General features: G+C 69.1%; 19 protein-coding genes. 10 read left to right on the top strand and 9 right to left on the bottom strand.

Features of this window, described 5'->3' with window-relative positions; translation table 11 throughout:
• The first annotated feature begins 8 nt into the window (after nucleotides 1-8).
• The 7 genes from L978_RS09400 (at nucleotide 9) to L978_RS09370 (ending at nucleotide 5,078) form a co-directional block, all read left to right on the top strand.
• A complete protein-coding gene (locus L978_RS09400) occupies nucleotides 9-428 on the top strand; it encodes a hypothetical protein (RefSeq protein ID WP_047522734.1) in 420 nt (139 codons plus the stop codon).
• An 85-nt stretch (nucleotides 429-513) separates the two neighbouring features.
• Nucleotides 514-1,488, top strand: a complete 975-nt coding sequence (gene paaA, locus L978_RS09395) for a 1,2-phenylacetyl-CoA epoxidase subunit PaaA (RefSeq protein ID WP_052193492.1) — start codon at nucleotides 514-516, stop codon at nucleotides 1,486-1,488.
• Nucleotides 1,488-1,793, top strand: a complete 306-nt coding sequence (paaB, locus tag L978_RS09390) for a 1,2-phenylacetyl-CoA epoxidase subunit PaaB (protein ID WP_029262355.1) — start codon at nucleotides 1,488-1,490, stop codon at nucleotides 1,791-1,793. The genes paaA and paaB overlap by 1 nt, the downstream gene beginning before the upstream one ends.
• Nucleotides 1,790-2,641 (top strand): 1,2-phenylacetyl-CoA epoxidase subunit PaaC, encoded by an 852-nt coding sequence (paaC, locus tag L978_RS09385; RefSeq protein WP_047522726.1) that lies wholly within the window; start codon nucleotides 1,790-1,792, stop codon nucleotides 2,639-2,641. The genes paaB and paaC overlap by 4 nt, the downstream gene beginning before the upstream one ends.
• Nucleotides 2,635-3,129 carry a 1,2-phenylacetyl-CoA epoxidase subunit PaaD gene (gene paaD / locus L978_RS09380; RefSeq protein WP_047522724.1) on the top strand — a complete coding sequence of 165 codons (495 nt, stop codon included), beginning with the start codon at nucleotides 2,635-2,637 and terminating at the stop codon, nucleotides 3,127-3,129. The genes paaC and paaD overlap by 7 nt, the downstream gene beginning before the upstream one ends.
• A 1-nt stretch (nucleotide 3,130) precedes the next feature.
• Complete coding sequence (paaE, locus tag L978_RS09375) at nucleotides 3,131-4,294, top strand: 1,2-phenylacetyl-CoA epoxidase subunit PaaE (RefSeq protein ID WP_047522723.1); 1,164 nt, start codon at nucleotides 3,131-3,133, stop codon at nucleotides 4,292-4,294.
• A gap of 13 nt (nucleotides 4,295-4,307) precedes the next feature.
• Complete coding sequence (locus L978_RS09370) at nucleotides 4,308-5,078, top strand: enoyl-CoA hydratase/isomerase family protein (RefSeq protein WP_047522721.1); 771 nt, start codon at nucleotides 4,308-4,310, stop codon at nucleotides 5,076-5,078.
• 9 nt (nucleotides 5,079-5,087) lie between these two features.
• Here the strand turns inward: L978_RS09370 and L978_RS09365 are convergent, their stop codons facing one another.
• Together L978_RS09365 and L978_RS09360 are read right to left on the bottom strand one after the other, a co-directional pair.
• On the bottom strand, nucleotides 5,088-9,878 hold the full coding sequence (locus L978_RS09365) for a DUF5724 domain-containing protein (protein ID WP_047522719.1): 4,791 nt from the start codon (nucleotides 9,876-9,878) through the stop codon (nucleotides 5,088-5,090).
• Nucleotides 9,879-9,886: 8 nt separating this feature from the next.
• Nucleotides 9,887-10,288: a hypothetical protein gene (locus L978_RS09360; protein ID WP_052193490.1), complete on the bottom strand. Its 402-nt coding sequence runs from the start codon at nucleotides 10,286-10,288 to the stop codon at nucleotides 9,887-9,889.
• 132 nt (nucleotides 10,289-10,420) lie between these two features.
• On the opposite strand from L978_RS09360, the gene L978_RS09355 reads away from it, so the two are divergent.
• Nucleotides 10,421-11,944: an ATP-dependent DNA ligase gene (locus L978_RS09355; RefSeq protein ID WP_047522713.1), complete on the top strand. Its 1,524-nt coding sequence runs from the start codon at nucleotides 10,421-10,423 to the stop codon at nucleotides 11,942-11,944.
• A 7-nt stretch (nucleotides 11,945-11,951) separates the two neighbouring features.
• Here the strand turns inward: L978_RS09355 and L978_RS09350 are convergent, their stop codons facing one another.
• Complete coding sequence (locus tag L978_RS09350; RefSeq protein ID WP_047522748.1) at nucleotides 11,952-12,461, bottom strand: phosphoribosyltransferase; 510 nt, start codon at nucleotides 12,459-12,461, stop codon at nucleotides 11,952-11,954.
• Between the two features lie 163 nt (nucleotides 12,462-12,624).
• Between L978_RS09350 and L978_RS09345 the strand changes: the two genes are divergently transcribed.
• Complete coding sequence (locus tag L978_RS09345) at nucleotides 12,625-14,274, top strand: thiamine pyrophosphate-binding protein (protein WP_047522711.1); 1,650 nt, start codon at nucleotides 12,625-12,627, stop codon at nucleotides 14,272-14,274.
• 27 nt (nucleotides 14,275-14,301) lie between these two features.
• Nucleotides 14,302-15,156 (top strand): PhzF family phenazine biosynthesis protein, encoded by an 855-nt coding sequence (locus L978_RS09340; RefSeq protein WP_047522709.1) that lies wholly within the window; start codon nucleotides 14,302-14,304, stop codon nucleotides 15,154-15,156.
• 27 nt (nucleotides 15,157-15,183) lie between these two features.
• On the opposite strand, the gene L978_RS09335 is transcribed toward L978_RS09340, so the two are convergent.
• The 6 genes from L978_RS09335 to L978_RS09310 form a co-directional block, all read right to left on the bottom strand.
• On the bottom strand, nucleotides 15,184-15,558 hold the full coding sequence (locus L978_RS09335) for a VOC family protein (protein ID WP_047522708.1): 375 nt from the start codon (nucleotides 15,556-15,558) through the stop codon (nucleotides 15,184-15,186).
• Nucleotides 15,559-15,643: 85 nt separating this feature from the next.
• Nucleotides 15,644-16,273 carry a response regulator gene (locus L978_RS09330; protein WP_047522746.1) on the bottom strand — a complete coding sequence of 210 codons (630 nt, stop codon included), beginning with the start codon at nucleotides 16,271-16,273 and terminating at the stop codon, nucleotides 15,644-15,646.
• Nucleotides 16,270-17,472 carry a sensor histidine kinase gene (locus L978_RS09325; protein ID WP_047522703.1) on the bottom strand — a complete coding sequence of 401 codons (1,203 nt, stop codon included), beginning with the start codon at nucleotides 17,470-17,472 and terminating at the stop codon, nucleotides 16,270-16,272. Before L978_RS09325 ends, L978_RS09330 begins: the two co-directional genes overlap by 4 nt.
• 28 nt (nucleotides 17,473-17,500) lie before the next feature.
• Nucleotides 17,501-18,256 (bottom strand): ABC transporter permease, encoded by a 756-nt coding sequence (locus L978_RS09320; RefSeq protein ID WP_047522701.1) that lies wholly within the window; start codon nucleotides 18,254-18,256, stop codon nucleotides 17,501-17,503.
• Nucleotide 18,257: 1 nt separating this feature from the next.
• Nucleotides 18,258-19,232 (bottom strand): ABC transporter ATP-binding protein, encoded by a 975-nt coding sequence (locus tag L978_RS09315; protein WP_081996988.1) that lies wholly within the window; start codon nucleotides 19,230-19,232, stop codon nucleotides 18,258-18,260.
• Between the two features lie 338 nt (nucleotides 19,233-19,570).
• Nucleotides 19,571-21,442: an FAD-dependent monooxygenase gene (locus L978_RS09310; RefSeq protein WP_047522699.1), complete on the bottom strand. Its 1,872-nt coding sequence runs from the start codon at nucleotides 21,440-21,442 to the stop codon at nucleotides 19,571-19,573.
• Nucleotides 21,443-21,538: the final 96 nt, after the last annotated feature.

Below are 21,538 nucleotides of genomic sequence, written 5' to 3'. Positions count from 1 at the left end.
GTGGGGAGATGATCACACGCGAGCTCGCCGTCGCCCTGCGAGAGGCCGGGCTCGTCTGGCATCCCGCCGAGGGCGACCGCTTCCAACTCGACCTCCCGGACGACGTCGAACTCGACGCCGAGGCCGACGTCTTCACGGTCAGTGAGATGACGATCGAGGCCCGACAGACGCCGAGTGGCACGGATCTGGCGTTCAACGGCACGACGGAGTGGGCGCTCGATGCGGTAACGCTCGCGGACGCCGTGTGGCTGCCGAGAGAGGACCAGCTGCGCGAGCTGCTGCGCGGCACGTTCCGCGCGCTGGTACGCCTCGACGATGCTTTCCGCGTCGACATCGAGATCGCCGATGCCGCGCTCTCGTTCGAGCATCCGGATCCGGCCGAGGCGTACGGGCGCGCACTGCTCGCGTTGATCTCGCGCTCGCACTGAGCACCGTCTTGAATCCGATGCTCCTCTGTGTCAGAATTACCTAACGATCGGTCAGTAAAGATGACCGGATGTTGAGGAGTCGACGATGACCAGTCCTGCAGACCTGTCCCTGGTGGGCGACCTCTCCGATGAGGAGCGTCTCTTCGACGAACTCATCGCGAACGAACAGCGCATCGAACCGCGCGACTGGATGCCGGACGCCTACCGCAAGACTCTCGTCCGTCAGATCTCGCAGCACGCGCACTCCGAGATCATCGGGATGCAGCCCGAGGGCAACTGGATCACCCGCGCCCCGAGCCTGAAGCGCAAGGCGATCCTGATGGCGAAGGTCCAGGACGAAGCCGGCCACGGCCTCTACCTGTACTCCGCCGCCCAGACCCTGGGCACCACCCGCGACGAGATGATGGATCAGCTCATCAGCGGCAAGGCCAAGTACTCCTCGATCTTCAACTACCCCACGCCGACCTGGGCCGACATGGGCGCGATCGGCTGGCTGGTCGACGGTGCCGCGATCTGCAACCAGGTGCCGCTGTGCCGCGCATCCTACGGCCCCTACGGCCGTGCGATGGTGCGCGTGTGCAAGGAGGAGTCCTTCCACCAGCGGCAGGGCTTCGAGATCCTGCTCACGCTGATGCAGGGGTCCGAGGAGCAGCGCGAGATGGCCCAGGACGCCGTGAACCGGTGGTACTGGCCGAGTCTCGCGATGTTCGGACCGCCCGACGACCAGTCCCCCAACTCGGCCCAGTCGATGAAGTGGAAGATCAAGCGGTTCTCGAACGATGAGCTGCGCCAACGCTTCGTCGGGATGCTCGTGCCTCAGGCCGAGATCCTCGGAGTGACCCTGCCCGACCCCGACCTGCGCTTCGACGAGGAGACCGGCCAGTACGTGATCGGCGAGATCGACTGGGACGAGTTCTTCGAGGTCGTGCGCGGCAACGGCCCGTGCAATGCCGAGCGCCTCGAGCGCCGACGCACCGCGCACGAAGAGGGCGCATGGGTCCGTGAGGCCGCGGCGGAGTACGCGCGCAAGCAGACCCTGAAGACCAAGGCGGTGGCATGATGGCGACGCCGGGAGCAGACGAGCGGGAGCCGTGGCCGCTGTGGGAGGTGTTCGTCCGCGCGAACCGGGGGCTGAGCCACGTGCACGTCGGATCGCTCCATGCGCCGGATGCCGAGATGGCGATCCGCAACGCGCGTGACCTGTACACGCGCCGCGGGGAGGGCGTCTCGATCTGGGTCGCACCGGCGGAGGCGATCACCACGAGCGACCCCGACGCCAAGGGCGCCTACTTCGAGAGCCCGGCCGGCAAGAACTACCGGCATGCCGTGTACTACACGGCTTCAGAGGGAGTGCCGCACCTGTGAGCGCCCCGCACCCGGAAACCGCGCACGAGGACATCGACGTCCACGGCGACGTCTCGGTCGACGAGCTCCGCCTCTCGCAGGAGCTCTCGGGCACCGGGGCGATCGCCGCCTCCGCCGACATCGCCGAGTACGCGCTCCGCCTCGGCGACGACGCGCTCATCCTGTCGCAGCAGCTCGGCGCCTGGATCTCCCGGGCACCGGAGCTGGAGGAGGATGTCGCGCTGGGCAACATCGCCCTCGACCTCCTCGGCCACGCGCGGTCTTTCCTCCACTACGCGGGGTCGTACGACGGCCGCAGCGAAGACGAGCTCGCCTTCTTCCGCGATGAGCCCGAGTTCCGCTGCGCGTGGATCGTGCAGCAGCCCAACGGCGACTTCGCCCAGACGATCGCCCGGCAGTTCGTCGTCGCCACCTTCATGTTCGAGCTCTACTCCGCACTGCGCGCCAGCAGCGACGAGACCTTCGCGGCGATCGCCGAGAAGTCCCTCAAAGAGGTCGACTACCATCGCGATCACGCCGTCCAGTGGGTCCTGCGCCTCGCCGGCGGCACCGAGGAGTCGCGCGCCAGGATCATCCGGGCACTCGGGGATGTCTGGCCGTATGTCGACGAGCTGTTCCGCGACGACGACCTGATCGACCGGCTCGGCGCTTCGGCCGTGCGTCCGTCGAGTCTCCGTGCCGGTTTCGACGGCGTGGTCGACACCGTCTTCGCCGAGGCGGAGCTGTCGGTCCCTGCCGTCATGCCGTCCTCGGCCGGCGGGAGGCACGGCGCCCACGCCACCCCTCTCGGTCACATCCTCGCCGAGATGCAGGTGCTCGCGCGACGGCATCCGGGGGCGACATGGTGACGCTCACTCCGACGCAGGCTGCCTGGCGCATCGCCGCCGCCGTCCCCGACCCCGAGGTGCCCGTCCTCACGATCGAGGACCTCGGCGTGCTCCGTGCGGTCGAGGTCGACGGCACGCGGGTCCACGTCGACATCACCCCGACCTACAGCGGGTGCCCTGCGATGGACACGATCCGCGACGACGTGGTGCTCGCCCTCACCGCGGCCGGCTTCGACGAGGTCGAGGTGCGGCTCGTCCTCTCCCCCGCCTGGACGACGGACTGGATGACGGATGCCGGCAAGACCAAGCTCGCGGAATACGGCATCGCGCCGCCCTCCGGCCGCGCCGCTGTGTCGACCGGCCCCATCCGCGTCTCGCTGAGCGTGCGCTGCCCCCGGTGCGGCTCGCTCGACACCCGTGAGGTCTCGCATTTCGGCTCCACCTCGTGCAAGGCGCTGTTCGAGTGCCGTGCCTGCCTCGAGCCCTTCGACCATTTCAAGGTGCACTGACATGTCGCTCTTCACCTCCGCTCCGCCGCCCGTTCCGCGCGCAGCTGCGCCCCGCGCCGCCGCACCCCGCACGCGCGCCCGGTTCCACACGCTCGTCGTCGAAGACGTGCGTCCGCTCACCGACGACTCGGTCGAGGTGACCTTCACCGTGCCGGCGGCCCTCGCCGACGAGTACGACCACCTTCCCGGTCAGTACGTGGCGCTGCGCACGACCCTCGACGGCACGGAGGTGCGGCGCTCCTACTCGCTGTGCCGCGCCCCGGAGCACCGTGACGACGGACAGGACACCCGGCTGAGCGTCGCCGTGAAGCGTGACGAGGGCGGGCTCTTCTCCACCTGGGCCCAGACCGGCCTGCACGCCGGATTCGAGATCGACGTGATGAGCCCCCAGGGCACCTTCACCTCGGCGCTCGACGACCTCGATGACCGTCACGTGGTGGGGATCGCCGCCGGTTCCGGCATCACACCGCTGATGGCGCTCGCACACACGGTGCTGAACCGGTCCGACTCGTCGCGGTTCACCCTGCTGTACACGAACCGGGCGACGCTCGACGTGATGTTCTTGGAAGACCTCGCCGACCTCAAGGACCGCTACCCGACCCGGCTCGTGCTGCACCACGTGCTGTCCCGTGAGCAGCGCGCGGCGCCGGTGCTCTCCGGGCGGATCGACGAAGAGAAGCTCCGCACGATCCTCGGCACGCTCATCCCGCCCTCGACCGTCGACGAATGGTTCCTGTGCGGGCCGCTCGCCCTGGTCGATCTCTGTCGCGAGGTGCTCGCCGACGTCGGAGTCGATCGCTCCCACATCCGGTTCGAACTGTTCACGACCGGTGACGAACCGGCACGTGCGGCCCGGCCGGTGCAGGTGCGTGCCGGCGAGAAGACCGTACGCATCGAAGTCACCCTCGACGGCGTCTCCTCGACGGTGGAGAGTCCGGTGGATGCGCATGAGTCGGTGCTCAACGCGGCGTTGCGCGTACGCCCCGATGCTCCGTTCGCCTGCGCGGGCGGCGTCTGCGGGACCTGCCGCGCCCGGGTGCTCGAGGGCAGCGTCACCATGACCGAGAACTACGCCCTGGAGCCCGACGAACTCGAGCGCGGATTCGTGCTCACCTGCCAGTCCCATCCGACCAGCGACCGCGTGGTCGTGGACTACGACGTCTGACCCGGAGGCCCCCATGATCGACCTCGCCATCGCCGACGACGTCGCGACGATCGTGCTGAACGCGCCGTCGAAGCTGAATGCGCTCGACGAGCGGGCCCTCGCCGAACTGGAATCCGCATACATCGAGGCGGAAGGCGCAGGGGTGCGGGCGCTCGTGCTCCGCGGAGAGGGGCGCGCCTTCTGCGCCGGCCGTGACATCTCCGGGGTCGACCCCCGGGACGACGATGTGCTCGGTTACCTCGGCGGCCTCGTGACGCCGCTGCTGCAGCGCATGTCCCGGTTCCCCGCCCCGACGTTCGCGGTCGCCCACGGCGCCTGCCTCGGCGTGGGGCTCGGTCTCCTGATCGCGACCGATGTCGTGTACGTGGCCGAGTCGGCGAAGGTCGGCTCCCCATTCGCGGCGCTCGGTGCGACGCTCGACTCCGGCGGCCACGCACTCTTCCTCGACCGGCTCGGCGCGCACAAGACGCTCGACCTGATCTACACGCGGCGCCTGATGAGCGGGGCCGAGGCCGTGGCGTCCGGCCTCTTCTCCCGCGTCTTCCCCGACGACGAGGTCGTGCAGGCGACGACCGATGCCGCTGCCGCCGCCGCGCGCGGAGCCACCGCAGCCTTCCTCGCGAGCAAGGAGCTGGTCGCCCGCATCCGAGACGAGCGGCTCACGCTGTGGGATGCGGTGGGCATCGAGAACGCCGCGCAGGCCGCCCTCTGCGACACCTCCGACTACCGTGAAGGTTTCGCCGCCTTCCAGGAGAAGCGGAAGCCGGAGTTCCGCGGGTACTGAGCGCGCCGGTCAGCGCACCAGCTGACTCAGGATCGTCGGGTCCTTGATCTTGTCGTCGGCGGCGAGCATCACGACCTTCGACACGATCTCCGCCGTCCGCGGATCATCGTCGACGAACGGGAGGAAGACCCGCCCACGGTGCTGCGCGCTCACCGGGATGATGAACAGCGTGTTGCCGGGGATGCGATGCACGATGCCCGATCCGAGGTGCACCGAGTACGTGCCCAGCGCGCCCTTGATGCGCACGTGATGCCCGTCGGTCTCGACGTTCCGCATTCCCAGGAGCCGGCAGGTCTCGTCGACGATGCGCGCTCTCAGCTCGATTGTCGACTCTGAGCTCTGCGGGTCGACACCGCTCACATGGGCGACCGACACCACGAGATCAAGGTCTCGCATCGCCTCGGAGAACACCCGCGGGGGGACCTCCGACAGCGGGATCGCGAGACGCGAACCGACGTGCCCGAACCGGACGTCGTCGGTCACGGCCTCTTCGACCTCGCCCGGGGTCCCCCAACCACCCGAGGTGTTGCAGAACGCGGTGATCTTCTCGTTGTGGAAGGTGCGCTCGTAGCCGAACCCGTAGTCGCGCACCCAACCGCGAGAGGTGAACAGCGCGGAGGCCCGACGCGAATCGAGCTGGTGGCCGACATACCTCCGCGACGAGATACCCTGCTCGGTCTGCTCGTTGTCGTTGAGGACGTACAGTTCGCGGAAGACCTGCTTGAACGGCTGCGGCCGACCGCGGGTCATGACCGCGTGCTGCAGATCGGGCCAATCGCCGCTCGCCAGCAGATCCAGCGGATGAGCGATGCGCAGACCCCCGACGGCACGGATCACCGATTCGTCGGCGAGCACGAGCTCGTCTCCTGCCGCGCTGAGGAATCCGGCCCGACCCTCACCGTCGACCATCACCAGTTCCGGCAGCATGCGGCCCAGGACGGGATGCGCCTGCAGGAGTGCCAGCTCCTCCGCATCGATGACGTCACCGAGCACACAGGCGGCCTCGAGGGATTCGCGCATCCGCTGCGTCTGCTTCTTGAGCTCGCGTGCGCGAGCGATCAGGGCCGCGATCTCGTCCACCTTGCGGCTCTTCGCCGGCACCGCGGCGAGCGTCTTCCCGGCGCGGTCGACCTCGAGGACCGGCAGGCCGAGGTCGTCGATGCTCAGGCTCACCGTCACATCGCCGTCGACGGCGGTGACGGCACCGCGGCCGAGATCTGCGGAGGTCCTCGCCTCCATCGCCCAGGTCAGACGCTGCGGATCACGGTACCCGGCCGCGCGCGCGAGGTTCTCCAGCGCGGTGTGCACCGCCGCCGTCTCGGCCGCGCGACGCTGCGGTCCGGAGGTCTTGCCCGTACGGACGAAGCCGCGAAGTACCTCGTAGCGGCGCAGCAGCTCGTCCGGATCGCCCGACAACGGCAGCAGGCCGTAGGCGCGGACGGCATCCTGGTGCCGCTTCTCGTGCATGCGCGGGAGCAGCTCGTCTTCACCGGTCCGGCCACGCAGCACGTTCGCGAACAGCTCCGCCTGCGTGTGCTGCCCGGCCGACGACGCGTACTTCGCCGCCTTGAGGATGCGATCGAGCCGGTCGTCGCCCAGCTCCGCGTGCATCCGCGAGAACCACTCGACGTCGGAGCTGCCTCGTTCGCGATCCTCCTCGGACACCGGGGTGCGCCGCTGGATCTCACTCGATCGCTCCTTGCGGATCCGGATTCCGATCTCGTGCCCGTCCACCGGGGTGTGCGCGTGGATCCACCAGACCGCAGAAGCGAACCCCGGCCAGCCGAGGTACTCCTCGAACAGCTGCGCCCACTGCGGAGAGTACATCGCGGTCTCGATGATCCGACTCTCCGGGATCTTCGCGCCGGCGAAGGCGCGGGCCACGGTCTCGGCGGTGTCGTCGGCGGCGGGGTGGTGGATCCGCACGAGGTACGAGAACACGCCCTCCCGCTCCTTGGCGTACAGGTAACGACGCACGAAGGGGCGACGCCCCAGCGCGCGGAGCACGGCGACCAGGCTCTCGGCACCGGTCGCCCGCTGCAGCGACATGGCCATCTCCGAGAACGGCGTCTCGAACTCACCCCGGGGAAGCTCGAGGTCGACCACCGCGCGCTGTACGCCGTCCACGACCGCCTGAACCTGAGGAGAGGCCGACGTGATCCCGCTGAATTGCGCCAGGGGGTTCGTGTCGCCGTTGCGGAGTTCGCAGCGCAGCGCGGGCCGGGTCACGACGAGGTCGACGAGGTCCGCACGGCTGGCGATGCCCCGCTCGAACGCCTCGGTCACGATGTTGACAGGTGGACGGAACCGGAATGGCTGATCGACGACCATCTCCACCACGCCCCACCGGGACGGATCAGTGAGCTCGACCCGCGGTCCGTCCCACTGATCGACGGCGCCCTCCGGCTCGTCGAGAAAGCGGAGCGTCCGCCACAACCGCGTCAGTTGCCCGTCGTCGAGCACGGCGGAATCCAGATAGCCGCGCGCGAGATCGACGGTGACGAGGTTCTCGCGTGGATCGGATCCGACGCGCGCGCGATCCTCGTTGAACCGCACATTCCGCGGGCCGATGAGCGCTCCGCTCGGCAGCTCCGATGCTTCCAGCTCGATCAGGTCGAGCACCGGCTCCACCCAGGTCGGCCGCCATTCCCGGCGAGCCAGATGTCCGAGCAGAGCGACGCGGAGCTGTCTGGTCGTCGTCGCGGTCTCCTCCCCCAGGTCTCCGAGTACCTGCCGCGCCCGCGCGTCTCCGCCGGCACGGAGCAGCCGGAGGAGGACGAGTTCGACACCGCCGTCAACCAGCTCGCCGCTGACGCGCTCCCACCACGGCTGCACGAGGGCCTCGAGTGGCATCGATCCGTCGTCGTTTCGCGCGATACTCGTGATGTTGGAGAGAAGCTCCACTCCCCCGCGCGTGTGCACCTCGACATTCGCGTGCTCGTCGAGCCAGGCACCGAGCGACTGCCAGATACGCCGGGCGCCCGGGTGGTAGATCGCCCACTGCGATGCCGGCGGCGGGGTCGGACGGATGGCAGGGGTGCGGTCTTCGACGCCATAGCGCAGGAGCGCGGGCCGCTGCGCGGTGGCCGACGACTCGCCCGCGCCGGCGACGGGGGCGTCCTTCGGTGCCGCGTTCTTCGGCGCCGCCGCGTCCGTCGGCGGCGTTCCCGCGGCGCTCCCCGTGAGCCCCGCGAGTTCGGCGAGCTCATCGGCTGCGCGTCGCTGCTCGGGCTTCCCGGCGCGCAGGCGTCCCAGTGTCGCTCGCACGTCTTCGGGGGTCTGCTTCTGCAGAAGTCGGAGCGCCGTCTTCCGGATGTCATCGGTCTTGCGCGTCAGGGCCTTCTCGAGCAGCAGCGCCTCCGCACCAGTGATCTCATCGACCTCGAGGGCAACGCGAGCTGGGGTGCGCACGTGCCAGGAGGCGTCCAGTGCAAGAGCAAAGAGCTCCGCACGATACTTGCTCGGGTTCTTGGCGAACTTCGCCACCGCGTAGCGGCGCGCGTCCGCCGAGGCGATCGTGAGGTCGATGTCATCGGGGCCGGAAGCCGCCGTGAGGAGGTCGACGAGGTCCGCCCGCTTCAGCGCCTCGATGCGAGGGGCCAGGATTCCCGTGTCGATGTTCTGCGAGACCCCTATCTGGTGCGCGCGCTCTCGCAGCGTGGACAGGGCACCCTCCGAGAGCGGAGCCGGCCCGCGCACGAAGCCACCGTCGATCCACCAGCCCCCCAGCGCGGTGCGCAACACCGCGAGGTCTTCATCCGCGAAGGCCGTCGCGAGCACATCGGCGGCGGCGGGACGAGCGAGCATGACGAGGATCCGCGCCGCGGCGAGACGCTTCCCCGCATCGGGCTCGGCGAGGAGCACGGAGGCTGCGGCGATGGTCGCCTCGACGTCGCGGAACGCGAGCGCCCACAGGCCGAGGAATGCCTCGGCAGGCGAACCTGTACGCAGCTGCTCGGTCGAGAGAGGGGTTCGCATGACCTTCGCAAGCGTCGCGAGGGCTTCTGCAGCCTGAGCGGACCGTCGCGTGTCGAACGGCTCCTGCACCCACTCCGTAAGCGCGCGGATCGTGCTGGAGAACCGCACGAGGTCGTTCTCGACGACGAGCTCGAGCAGCAATGCGAACGCATCGGGGTGACCACCGGAGGCCGCTTCAAGGATCGTCTGCCGCAGCCCCTCGGCCCGCCCTGCCTCCAGTAGCTGCCTGCCGACGAACTCCCACGCCGCGAGGTCATGCGCCGCCAGCAGCGATCGGTAGCCCTCCCGTGACGGGCCGCCGACCGGATGCGTGCCCTCGAGGCTGTCGATGAGGATGCGTCGCACCTCGCTATTACCGGCATCGAGCGCCGAGGCAAAGACCTCGCCCAGCGGCGTGTACTCCCCGAAGTACACCAGCCAGGTCGCCTGCCACTCGACCGGATGTGGGTAGTGGTTGACGTGCTTCAGCAGTGTGACGAGCGTCGCCCACCTCGACGACAGGGGGTCGGCGGAGCGCTCGGACCTCGCCTTCTCCCACCAGGCCGCCAGCTCGGTGCCGAGCGGAGGGCACAGGGCGACGAGGACCTTGCGGAGCTTCCCGTCGGAGAGCTGATCGAGTTCGGTGGCGAGTGCCGCCGCTTGCTGCTTGCGCTCCTCGCGGACGACGGCGTCGAAGTCTCCCGACCGATCGTTCAGGTTCTCCGCGATGCGTTGAGCGAGGCGTGGTGCCAGGATGCCGCTCGCACGGATCGGACGTCGACCCTTGTGATCACAGGAGCACTTCTTCTGCAGTTCTTCGTTGGCCTGTTCGGCGGTCAGCAACTGATTCCCTATCCCGTCAGCGCGACCAGCCGCACCAGCCGGAGGCGGGATCGCGGTTCGATCGTGACGATGTCGTCGAGGTCGGTGATCCGGACATCGTCCAGAAAGGCGAAGAAGAGTTCGTCGTTGAACGCCTCGACCGCGCGGATGTAGGCGGTATCGAAGGCCGGAGGAGCAGGGAGTTCGCGAGGCTCGCGCCCGTAGCGGCCTGTGGACGCGCCCTCGACCAGATCGGCGGGCGTGAGGATGTGCAGCAGAGCCGAACGCGAACGATGCGCCTCGTACGCGACGAGCCCTTGCTCGACGAGCGTGCGCAGCAGCATTCGCAGCGAACGGTCGCCGTCGAGTTCGGGAAGATCGAGCGCCTCGCCGACCGCACGGCTGCCCAGCGTGGCGGTCTCGACGATCATGCGCCTCATTCTGGCATGCGCCTCGGACATCTCCGGACGCACCGACGCCCACGGTCGCTCGCGCTCTCCCCGGCCCCTCAGGTCTCCCCTGAGCACCGCGCGATTGTCGGACGCCGGTGCGAGAATGCCCAGATGATGCTCGCAGAGCTGGTCACCACAGCCGATCGCGTCGGGGCCACGTCGTCCCGGCTCGCCAAGATCGACGCCCTGGCCGACCTTCTCGCGCGCGCGGAACCATCCGAGCTCCCCGCGTTGATCGGTCTCCTGCTCGCCTCGCCGCGGCAGGGCCGGCTCGGCGTCGGATGGCGCGGACTCACGGCTCTCGACATCACGCATGCCGACGATCCCTCGCTGAGCGTCGGCGACGTCGATGCCGCGCTCGACGTGCTCGCCACGACCTCCGGTTCCGGTTCGGCCGCCGCCCGCACCGGCATCCTCGTCGATCTGGCTGCGCGCGCCACCGCCGCCGAGTGGGACTTCCTGGTTCGCGCGATGCTCGGCGAGCTGCGCACCGGGGCCCTGTCGGGAGTGCTCCTCGATGCGATCGCGCGGGCCTCCGACCGTCCGGCCGCCGTCGTGCGCCGCGCGGCGATGTTGTCGGGCGACCTCGGTGAGACCGCCCGCATCGCCCTCACGGGAAGCGCAGAAGACCTCGAGTCCGTCGGACTGCAGGTCGGGCGCCCCGTGCTCCCGATGCTCGCGGCGACGGCGGCGACGACGACTGCTGCGCTGGAGATCACGGGTGAGGCGTCGGTCGAGTACAAGCTCGACGGCGCCCGCATCCAAGTGCACCGTCAGGGAGACGACGTCGGCGTCTACACCCGGAGTCTGGCCGACATCACGCACCGTGTGCCGGAGCTCGTCGAGATCGTGCGTGCGCTTCCGGTGAACGATGTCATCCTCGACGGCGAGACGCTCTCGCTCGATGAAGACGGAGGGCCGCGCCCGTTCCAGGAGACGATGTCGCGGTTCGGGGCCGAGGTGTCGAGAGACCTCGTGCTGCGGCCGTGGTTCTTCGACGTGCTGCACGTGGACGGGCGCGACCTGCTCGACGAGCCGCTCTCCGTGCGGCTGGCAGAGCTGGAACGCGTGGCCGGCGACTGGCGGATGCCCGGGCTCGTCACCGCCGATGCGGAGGCCGCTGAACGTCTCTCGCGCGAGGCCCTCGCCGCGGGCCATGAGGGAGTCGTGGTCAAGGCGATCGACGCCCCCTACGCGGCCGGTCGCCGAGGCAAGTCCTGGGTCAAGGTCAAACCCGTGCTGACCTTCGATCTGGTGGTCCTCGGCGCGGAGTGGGGTTCCGGCCGCCGTCGCGGTTGGCTGTCGAACCTGCACCTGGGCGCCCGCGACCCGGAAGGCGAGTTCGGCGACCCCGGCGGGTTCGTCATGGTCGGCAAGACGTTCAAGGGCCTCACCGATGAGGTGCTGAAGTGGCAGACCGAGCACTTCCCCGAGCACGAGTCGCACCGCACGGCGTCGACCGTGTTCCTGCGCCCGGAGATCGTCGTGGAGATCGCGATCGACGGCGTGCAGCGCTCCCCGCGCTATCCGGGTGGTCTCGCCCTGCGCTTCGCACGGGTCAAGGGGTACCGGGACGACAAGTCGCCGAGTGAAGCCGACACGATCCAGGCGCTTCGGGCGCTGCTGCGCGGGTGACGCGCGATCAGGCCGAGGGCGCCAGCCCGAGATCCTCTTCGCGCACGGTGCCGCGGAAAGACCACGGGAAGTTGATCCAGAGGTCGGTGTCCTTCCAGGCGAAGTCGGGCTGGATGATGGTCGACGGCTTGGTGTAGATCGTGACGGACCGCACGTCGGCACCCTTGTCCTTCAGCAGTTGCACGGCCAGCGCGAGCGTACGCCCGGAGTCGGCGACGTCGTCCACGAGCAGCACCCGGCGTCCGTCGAGGTACGCCATGTCGAGCTCCGGCGGAAGCACCTCGGGCGCATCGAGCACGGTGCCGATCCCGGTGTAGAACTCGACGTTGATCGCACCACAGTTCTTCGCACCGAGACCGTAGGCGATGGCACCGGCCGGAAGCAGACCGCCTCGCGCGATGGCCACGACCACCTCCGGCTCGAAGCCGCTGGCGAGGATGTCCCGTGCCAGATCACGCGTCGCCGCTCCGAAGCCATCCCAGGTGAGCGTCTCGCGCTCGATCGATGCATCTGTCATCTGAGCATTCTCCCGCATCGGCCGGCACCCCTCCGCCGGTAGAATGGGCGGGTCCGGCCACGCCGGTGCCTGAAAAAGAGGCACGAAGCACTCCACGACGACGCGGAGGCGAGACACATACGGATCCCGCAGTTCCTCCGTCCCTGTCTCGAAAGGCTTTCGCATGCCCACCGTGTCCGCGCACGTCGCCCTCACCCTCGCCCAGCACATCGACGCCGTCTTCGGGGTGATGGGAAACGGCAACGCCTACTTCCTCGATGCGCTCGAGAAGCAGACGGAGGCCACGTTCACCGCCGTCCGCCACGAGCAGGGCGCCGTGGTCGCCGCCGATGCCCACTTCCGCGCATCCGGGCGGATCGCCGCGGGCACCTCGACGTACGGTGCCGGCTTCACCAACACTCTCACCGCCCTCGCCGAGTCCGTGCAGGCGCACGTGCCGCTCGTGCTCGTGGTCGGCGATGAACCCACCTCGGGCCCCCGTCCGTGGGACGTCGATCAGATCGCGCTCGCTTCGGCCGTCGGTGCGCGCACGTATACCGTCGGTCGTGCGGACGCCGCGGCCACCACCGTCATCGCGATCGAGCACGCCCTCACGTATCGGGTTCCCGTCGTGCTGGCGATCCCCTATGACGTGGCCTCTCTCGAAGCCGGAGAGGTGCCCGCTGCTCCGTCGCCGCGCGTTCCGGCACCCCTCGCCCCGCGCGGGGAGTTCGCCGAGGGGATGCTCGACCAGATCGCCGCCGCCCTGGCCGGTGCCGAACGCCCGTTCCTGCTCGCCGGCCGCGGCGCCTGGCTCTCCGGCGCGAGCACGGCCCTGGGCGAGCTCGCCAAGGCCACCGGCGCGCTGACCGCGTCGTCCGCCCTCGGTCGTGGAGTGTTCCCCGAGACGCAGTACGACCTGGGGGTGACCGGCGGCTTCGGTGCGGACGGCGCGATGGAACTGATTCACACTGCCGACGTGGCCGTCGTGTTCGGCGCGTCACTGAACCAGTTCACGATGCGATTCGGCGAGCTGTTCGCGCCGGGCACGACGGTGTTCCAGATCGACATCGCGCCCGCGGCGACGCACGCACACGTCGGCGGCTTCGTCCGCGCGGACGCGCGAGTCGCTGCCGAAGCACTCGTGGACCGCATCGGCACGATCACGGTCGCGGACCCCTGGCGGGAGAGCGTCGATGTCGCCTCCGCCCGCGCCTACGACGACGGGGACGACCTCGCCCCCGACGGGCGCCTCGACCCGCGCTCCGCGGCGCGGCGCATCGCCGAGATGCTCCCCGAAGATCGGATCGTGGTCTCCGACGGCGGGCACTTCATCGGATGGGCGAACATGTACTGGCCGGTCGCCGCGCCCGATCGCATGATGATGGTCGGCACCGCATTCCAGTCGATCGGTCAAGGCTGGCCGAGCGTCGTCGGTGCCGCACTGGCACGGCGCGAGTCGACCATCGTCCTCACCTCCGGGGACGGCGGCGGACTGATGGCGATCGCCGACCTGGAATCCGCGGTCCGCGCAGCCGGCGGCCGGGGGATGGCCGTCGTGTGGAACGATGCGGCGTACGGTGCCGAGGTGAACCTGTACGGCCTCAAGGGGCTGGCAGAGGCCCCGATGCGCATCCCGGAGGTCGACTTCGCGGCATTCGGTGCCGCCGTCGGCGCAGAAGGTGTCGTCGTGCGCACCCTCGCCGACCTAGATCGACTCGAGGCATGGACCGCCGAAGACCCCTCGTCGCGTCGGTTCCTGCTGCTCGACCTGCGCATCTCCGGGGATGTCATCGCCCCGTACCAACAGGAGATCATTCGCGTGAACTCCTGACCACGGCGGTCCAGTAGGCTCCTCGCCATGCCCGATCACACGCAGGTCCTGCGATACAGCGCCTTCTCGGCGGCGCCCGGCGGCGGCAACCCCGCCGGAGTCGTCCTCGACGCATCCGCCCTCGACGACGACACGATGCAGCGGATCGCCGCGGACGTCGGGTTCTCCGAGACGGCGTTCCTGGTGGGCACCGACTCACACGACGGCGCACCTCGGGTTCGGGTGCGGTACTGGTCCCCGGCTGCAGAGGTGCCCTTCTGCGGTCATGCGACCGTGGCGACCGCGGTTGCTCTCGCTGAACGGGATGGGCCGGGAACCGTGGTCTTCGACACCGCGGCGGGGAGGGTGACGCTGCAGTCGGAGACGGATGCGAACGGAACCGTCACCGTGTCGTTCACGAGCGTGGAGCCGGAGGTGCGTGATCTCGAAGTGGGCGTGCGCGACCGGCTGCTGGCGCTGCTCGGGCTCCTCCCCTCCGACCTGGATCCGCGATTCCCGGTGCAGGAGGCGTTCGCGGGCAACTGGCATCCGATCGTCTTCCTGGCGGACCGGGAGCTGTTCCATCAGTTCCGCTTCGCCCCGGCCGACGTCGCCGCCCTCATGCGGGATCAGGGCTGGCTCGGGACAGTGACGGTGCTCCATGCCGACGACCCCGCCGAGATCGAGGCGAGGAACCTGTTCCCGGTCGGACGCATCACCGAGGATCCGGCTACCGGTTCCGCGGCCGCAGCGACGGGAGCGTATCTGAGGCACCGAGGTGTCCCCCTGTCCACGACACGCATCCGCCAGGGCGCGCACGTCGGGCGCCCCAGCGAACTCCTGGTCACGATCCCGGAGCGGGGCGGCATCGTCGTCTCCGGAGGCGCCACCCGCATCGAGTGATCCGAGAGCTCTGGTGGTCGCGGAACGCTAGGCGCCGTAGTCGGGCAGCTCCTGCAGCGTCCAGGAGTTGCCGTCGGGATCGTCGAAGGACACGAAACGCCCCCACGCGAGTTCGTCGACCCCTCGCGCCTCGACACCGAGCCCCTTCAGGTGAGCAAGGGCCTCGTCCGCATCCGGGATCACGACTTGGATCGTGTTCTGCTTTCCAGGCTCGAGGTCGATGCCCAGCCCCGTGCCGAAAGCGATCGAGCACGCCGATCCGGGCGGCGTCATCTGCACGAAGCGGAGTCCTTCGACCGGAGTCTGGTCCCAGTCCGCGTGGAAGCCGACCTTTTCGTAGAAGGCCTTCGACCGGTCCACATCGGTCACCGGCACGAAAATGAGTTCGATCTTCCAGTCCATCACACCCTCCTCCCGGGCGCCTTCGCCCGTCGGCATCCACGGTACGCGCGGGCACCGACATCGCCGCAGAGCGGAGTCCGGGTCGTCAGATCCATCCCTTGTCGAGTGCGATCCGCACCGCCTGGGCCCGGTTGCCCGCCCCGGTCTTCCCGATCGCCGCGGACAGGTGGTTGCGCACGGTGCCCGCAGAGAGGAACACCTCGGCGGCGATCGCCGCCGCTGAGCGTCCGTCCGCCGCGAGGCGGAGCACCTGCTGCTCCCGATCGCTCAGCGGGTTGGCTCCCTCGAACAGGCTGTCCGCCGCGAGCACGGGGTCGAGCACGCGAAGCCCGGCATGCACCCGACGCACGGCCTCCGCGAGCTGTTCTGCCGGGGTGTCCTTCACGATGAAGCCGCTCGCCCCGGCGTCCAACGCCGAACGCAGGTAGCCCGGTCGGGCGAAGGTCGTGACGACGAGCACCCGCGTCCCGGCACTCGCCTCGCGGATGCGGCGCGTCGCCTCCACGCCGTCCATCCCCGGCATCTGGATGTCCATCAGGCACACATCCGGTCGCAGCTCCGTCGCGAGCCGCACCGCCTCTGCTCCCTCGGAGGCCATGCCGATCACGTCGAGGTCGGGCTCAAGATCCAGCAGGGCTCCGAGCGCCCCGCGCACCAGCGCCTGATCGTCGGCGATCAGCAGACGGATCGTGCCGCCGTCCTGCGACGTGCTCACCACGTCACCTCCACCCGTGTGCCGGAGCCTCCGGAGGCGCCCGCCGGCCCAATGACGAATCCTGCGCCCGCGGCCGCCGCGCGCTCGCGCATTCCGTGGATGCCGTTCCCTTCGCTCCCGCTGATGCCCACCCCGTCGTCCTCCACGATCATGCGTCCGGGCGCGAGTCGTACGAGCACCGTGCGCGCGCGCGAATGGCGGAGCGTGTTGGTGGTCGCCTCGCGCAGGATCCAACTCGCGGTGAGCGCCTGGGCGGGAGACAGCGCGCCGGGCTCACCGTCGACCCGCACCTCGATGTCGGCCGCGCGGAAGGAATCCTGCGACGACGCGAGCTGCTCCACGAGCGTCGTCGCACGCGCTCCCGCCACCGTCGAGCGCACACCCGCGATCGCCTCGGCGGTGAGTCGCTCGATGTCGGCGAGCTCGACCTTCGCCCGCTCCGGATCCGAGTCCATCAGTCGCCGCACCAGCTGCGCCTTGAGCCCGACGACGGTCAGCGAATGGCCGATCAGGTCGTGCACATCGCGGGCGACGGCTTCGCGTCCTTCGCTGGTCGCCAGCTCGAGGCCGAGTCGCTCCGCCTCCGCGGAACGGATGATGAGCCAGGTCGACACGGTGTTCACGACACCGAGCAGGACCACGATGGCGAGCACGGAGAGGTAGGTGAAGCCGCCGGGGATGAGGAAGACGCAGGCCACGGTGACCACGACGGCGCCGATCGTCGTGATCCAGTGCCAGACACGGGTCAGGCCATAGGAGGCGAACGACATGATGAACGGCAGGAAGCTCAGGGCCGATCCACCCTCAGCCGGGACGGAGATCAGCGCGCAACCGATCAGCGCGGCGAAGGTGGCCCACTGCCGCCTCGACGGTGGGCGTCCCAGTCCCCCGCCCCCGCGCATGCCGTGGATGAAGCCGGTGATGTAGAGGACGACGAAGACGAACAGAGCGATCCAGCCGACGACGACCCAGGCCGGTGCCGCCTCGGAGTGCACCAGCGCTATGACCGGGTACACGAGGAACACGAGCCAGATCACGGCCATCAGCCAGCCGAACCGCGCCCACGGGTCCTTCCCGGTGGCGCGGCGTGCGCCGGGAGCCGACCAGGCCGCCGGGGCCGCACCCGCCGCCGCGAAGGTCGCGGCTTCGTGGGAGGGCCCCGGTGACTCCGGGCGATCCGGATTCGTGTGCTGCGTCATCCGTCCAACCTACTGTCGGTGCGCACCGCTACTGGCGCGCCCGCGAGCGCTTGATTCCCATCGTCACCAGCAGGACGAACAGCGCGAGCCACACGGCGACGTTGAGGAACAGCATCCACAGTTCGTCGGTCTGCCCCGTGGTGAGCACGCCTTCCGTGAGCGGCCAACGACTCAGCGCGACGAAGCCGTACAGAGGGGTGAACCGAGCGATGTCGAGCATCACGCCGTCGAGCGGCATGAAGACGTTGCCGAAGAACGCGAAGAACGTCATCGAGATGGAGGCGAGCGCCGCCGCGGAGTCCGAGCTGAAGAAGAGCCCGACACCGAGGCCGAACAGTCCGTAGATCAAGCCGATCCCGAGGATGATGCCGGCGGTCGCGACCCAGCGCCAGGCATCCTCGACCTGTGCCCCTGTCATCATGCCTGCGGTGAAGACCGCCAGCAGGGCCAGCGTCGCGAAGGAGACGGCGGTGAGCAGCTTGGTCACCGCGTAGCCGGCAGTGGTGAGCGGGGTCATCGCCAGCTGGCGCCCCCACCCCTGCTTCGCCTCGGTCGCGGCGAGGGAGGTGAGCGAAGACATCGCCACGGCGGTGCCGTAGGCGGCCATCGACGTCATCACGTAGAACGAGACGTTGCCGTTGCCGGCGGACAGGGAGCCGTAGCCCATCCCGGCACCGAACAGCAGGTACATCGCGACCGGCATGGCCAGAGTGAACGCGAGCGTGTAGGGATTGCGCAGCTGGCGGACGCCTTCGATGCGCAGCATGGTGGGTGAGACGAGCATGTCAGTTCTCCGTCAGCGCCGTGAAGGCGGTTTCGAGGGTGGGAGCGGCGATCTCGAGATCGTGAGCGCCGTGGTCGAGGAGGAGGCGGGCGACGGCATCGGAGTCCGCGGCCCGCAGGCTCACCCGGTCACCGTCCAGGCGCACGTCCGCGATACCCTCCGTGGCCACCAACGTGGCGACGAGGGCCGTCGAGGTCTCGGCGACGGTCGCCGACACAGTGCGCTCTCCGAGGCTTGCACGCAGCAGCGCGGTGGGAGCGTCCGCGACGACCGTGCCGCGGTGCATCACCACGGTCCGGCGAGCGAACTGCTCTGCCTCTTCGAGGTAATGGGTGGCGAAGATGATCGTGCGACCGGCATCCGCATCCGCCCGCATCACGTCCCAGAAGTGACGACGCGCGGTGACGTCCATGCCCGCCGTGGGCTCGTCGAGCACGAGGATGTCCGGGTCGGAGACCATCGCGAGCGCGAACTTCACCCGCTGCTGCTCGCCGCCGGAGCACTTCGCAACGCGGCGACGGGAGAGGTGATCCAGATCGGCGCGAGCCATCACCTCGGGAACCCGTCCCAGCGCGTCGGATCCGTGCAAGGAGGCGATGAGGCGCACGGTCTCGCCCACGGTCAGGTCGCCGAGCAGACCGCCGGTCTGCAGCACGGCCCCGATCGCCCCACTCGACGTCGCGCGTTCGGGCGTGACACCGAGCACCCGCACGGTACCGCTGCTGGGTTCAGTGAGTCCGAGCAGCATGTCGAGTGTGGTCGTCTTGCCCGCGCCGTTGGGGCCGAGCAGCGCGACCACCTCACCGCGTCGGATCGACAGGTCCACACCATCGACCGCGTGCACGCGGCGGTCGCCCACGCCGAAGTGTCGCTTCACGGCGCGCAGTTCGAGCACCACGGGATCATCGTTCGGGACCTCGGATGCCGGTCGCGCGGTGACCCGCGTCGCCGACTCGTCCACGGAGGAGTTGTTCATGCCTCCAGCCTCGCCCGTCGCGGCAACGGAGTCCGGAGGGCAGTGTCATCTCCTGGACATGACACGTGTCATGTCCACGCGCCGTCCCTGCCCCCGCACCCCTTCCCGCTCGCGCTCCCCGCTCGTGCACCGTCCCCCTTCCCTCTCGCTCGCGCTCGCCCCCCCCGAACGAAGGAGAACTCACGACATGAAGGAGCAGATGGCCTGAACGCTCCTTCTTTTCGTGAGTTCTCCTTCAGGAGGACCGGCCCGCCCTGCCGCTGGAGCCTGCCGCTGGAGGCAGAGAGGGAGGCGGAGAGGGAAACGGAGAGGGAAACGGAGCGCAAGGCTCCGGCGCCTCACTCCGCGGGAAGAAACGCCCCGTCGAGGAAGTCCGCCAACGCAGCCGTGTCATCGAGCGGGAAGATCGCCGCGACGTACTGGTCGGGTCGCACGACGACCACCACTCCGTCGCGCGACAGCTCACGCGCCGCGAAGATGTCGGTCTCGCACCACTTGCTGGGGCCCGCTGCGTAGACCTTCTCCCAGTCGGTGAGCCCGAGGGGGCCGGTCTTCGGCTGGAACAGCGCGGGCGCCGAAGTCACTTCCACCTCTTCGAACGGTTGCTGGTAGACCGCCTTGACGTCGAAGAGTGCATCCACGTCGGCATCGGCCGGGGTGAAGCGGGCGAACAGCGGCTCGGCCTTCTCCGCCCAGGCGGCGAGCGCGTCACCGGTGCGGTCGCCGAACGCATAGACACGCCAGCGTCCGTCGGCCTTCGCGTGATGCCCCAGGTGGATGACGTTGCCGTCGCCGACCCGCACGACCTCGGCCGACTTGAAGCGCTTGCCGAGCGGATAGCCGGTCGCGAGCGCCTGATGGGCGTCTGTTCCGGTGATCATGGACGAGGTGTACTGCGTCATGAACCCGGAGGGGAACTCGGCGGTGGCGAGGTAGTAGGTCGCCAGCTCGTTGGGGTCGGAGATCTCCTCCGGCTTGCGCGCCATCAGCGTCGACCACTCCCGATCGAAGTCGATGAGCTGCTGTGCCACCGGTCGCCGTTCCGCACCGTACGTCGCCAGCAGCGTCTCGGGGGCGCGACCCGTGAGGACCGAGCCGAGCTTCCAGCCGAGGTTGAAGCCGTCCTGCATCGAGACGTTCATACCCTGGCCGGCTTTGGCGCTGTGGGTGTGGCAGGCGTCACCGGTCAGGAACACCCGCGGGGTGCGTCCCGATTCGTCGATCACGTCGTCGAAGCCGTCGGTGACCCGGTGACCGACCTCGTACACGCTGTGCCAGGCGACCTCGCGTACGTCGAGCGTGTACGGGTGCAGGATCTCGTTGGCCCGGCGGATGATCTCCTCGATGGGCGTCTGCCGCACCCGGTGGTCATCGTCGTCGGCGACTTCACCCAGATCGATGTACATGCGCGAGAGGTACCCGCCCTCACGCGGGATGTGGAGGATGTTGCCCGCTTCGGAGTTGATCGCGCACTTGGTGCGCCAGTCCGGGAAGTCGGTGTTGACGAGGACGTCCATCACGCCCCATGCGTGCGCCGAGGACGCTCCCACGTGCGTCCGCCCGATCGCCTGTCGCACACCGCTGCGCGCGCCGTCGCAGCCGACGACGAACCGGGCACGGATGGTCCGTTCCTCGCCGACGCGCTCCCCCGCGACGTAGCGGATCCCCACCTCGACCGGGTACGCGCCGTCGTCGTGGACGGTGAGGCCCGTGAACTCCACGCCGTAGTCGGGGACGACCCTGCCGGGGCCGTGCGCAGCGGACTCGGCGAAGTAGTCGAGGACGCGCGCCTGGTTGACGATCAGGTGCGGGAACTCGCAGATGTCGTAGGCGTAGTCGGACGTCCGGGAGGTGCGGACGATCTCGTCGCGCTTGTCAGGATTCGGGCCCCAGAAGTTCATCCAGCCGATGTTGTACGCCTCGGCGATGATCCGCTCGGCGAATCCGAACGCCTGGAACGTCTCGACGCTGCGGGGCTGGATGCCGTCCGCCTGACCGAGCGGGAGACGTCCGCCGCGCTTCTCGATGATCCGGGTGGAGATGCCGGGGTACTGCGACATCTGAGCGGCGAGCAGCATGCCTGCGGGACCGGAGCCGACGGTGAGCACGTCGATCTCGTCCGGGATGTCGGCGGGCCGGTCTGCACCGATTCCGGCGGCGTCCTGCACGCGCGGGTCAGCGGAGACATAGCCGTGGTGGTGGAACTGCATCGTCGTCGATTCCTTCCGGACTTCTTCGTCGGTCTTGCCTGCGGGTCTTGCTTTCGTCGAACGCTGTGTTCTATATTCGAACATGCTGTTCTACTA

Source organism: Microbacterium sp. ZOR0019 (genome assembly GCF_000800925.1).
Taxonomy (GTDB): Bacteria; Actinomycetota; Actinomycetes; order Actinomycetales; family Microbacteriaceae; genus Microbacterium; species Microbacterium aurugineum.
The sequence above is the reverse complement of the archived record's forward strand: the minus strand, read 5'-3'. Positions and strand labels throughout refer to the sequence as shown.

Excerpts from the sequence above, each read along its gene's own strand:
- L978_RS09400 (WP_047522734.1), top strand. The coding sequence starts at position 9 with ATGATCACACGCGAGCTCGCCGTCGCCCTGCGAGAGGCCGGGCTCGTC.
- paaA (WP_052193492.1), top strand. The coding sequence starts at position 514 with ATGACCAGTCCTGCAGACCTGTCCCTGGTGGGCGACCTCTCCGATGAG.
- paaB (WP_029262355.1), top strand. The coding sequence starts at position 1,488 with ATGGCGACGCCGGGAGCAGACGAGCGGGAGCCGTGGCCGCTGTGGGAG.
- paaD (WP_047522724.1), top strand. The coding sequence starts at position 2,635 with ATGGTGACGCTCACTCCGACGCAGGCTGCCTGGCGCATCGCCGCCGCC.
- paaE (WP_047522723.1), top strand. The coding sequence starts at position 3,131 with ATGTCGCTCTTCACCTCCGCTCCGCCGCCCGTTCCGCGCGCAGCTGCG.
- L978_RS09370 (WP_047522721.1), top strand. The coding sequence starts at position 4,308 with ATGATCGACCTCGCCATCGCCGACGACGTCGCGACGATCGTGCTGAAC.
- L978_RS09360 (WP_052193490.1), bottom strand. The coding sequence starts at position 10,288 with ATGATCGTCGAGACCGCCACGCTGGGCAGCCGTGCGGTCGGCGAGGCG.
- L978_RS09355 (WP_047522713.1), top strand. The coding sequence starts at position 10,421 with ATGATGCTCGCAGAGCTGGTCACCACAGCCGATCGCGTCGGGGCCACG.
- L978_RS09350 (WP_047522748.1), bottom strand. The coding sequence starts at position 12,461 with ATGACAGATGCATCGATCGAGCGCGAGACGCTCACCTGGGATGGCTTC.
- L978_RS09345 (WP_047522711.1), top strand. The coding sequence starts at position 12,625 with ATGCCCACCGTGTCCGCGCACGTCGCCCTCACCCTCGCCCAGCACATC.
- L978_RS09340 (WP_047522709.1), top strand. The coding sequence starts at position 14,302 with ATGCCCGATCACACGCAGGTCCTGCGATACAGCGCCTTCTCGGCGGCG.
- L978_RS09335 (WP_047522708.1), bottom strand. The coding sequence starts at position 15,558 with ATGGACTGGAAGATCGAACTCATTTTCGTGCCGGTGACCGATGTGGAC.
- L978_RS09325 (WP_047522703.1), bottom strand. The coding sequence starts at position 17,472 with ATGACGCAGCACACGAATCCGGATCGCCCGGAGTCACCGGGGCCCTCC.
- L978_RS09320 (WP_047522701.1), bottom strand. The coding sequence starts at position 18,256 with ATGCTCGTCTCACCCACCATGCTGCGCATCGAAGGCGTCCGCCAGCTG.
- L978_RS09315 (WP_081996988.1), bottom strand. The coding sequence starts at position 19,232 with ATGAACAACTCCTCCGTGGACGAGTCGGCGACGCGGGTCACCGCGCGA.
- L978_RS09310 (WP_047522699.1), bottom strand. The coding sequence starts at position 21,442 with ATGCAGTTCCACCACCACGGCTATGTCTCCGCTGACCCGCGCGTGCAG.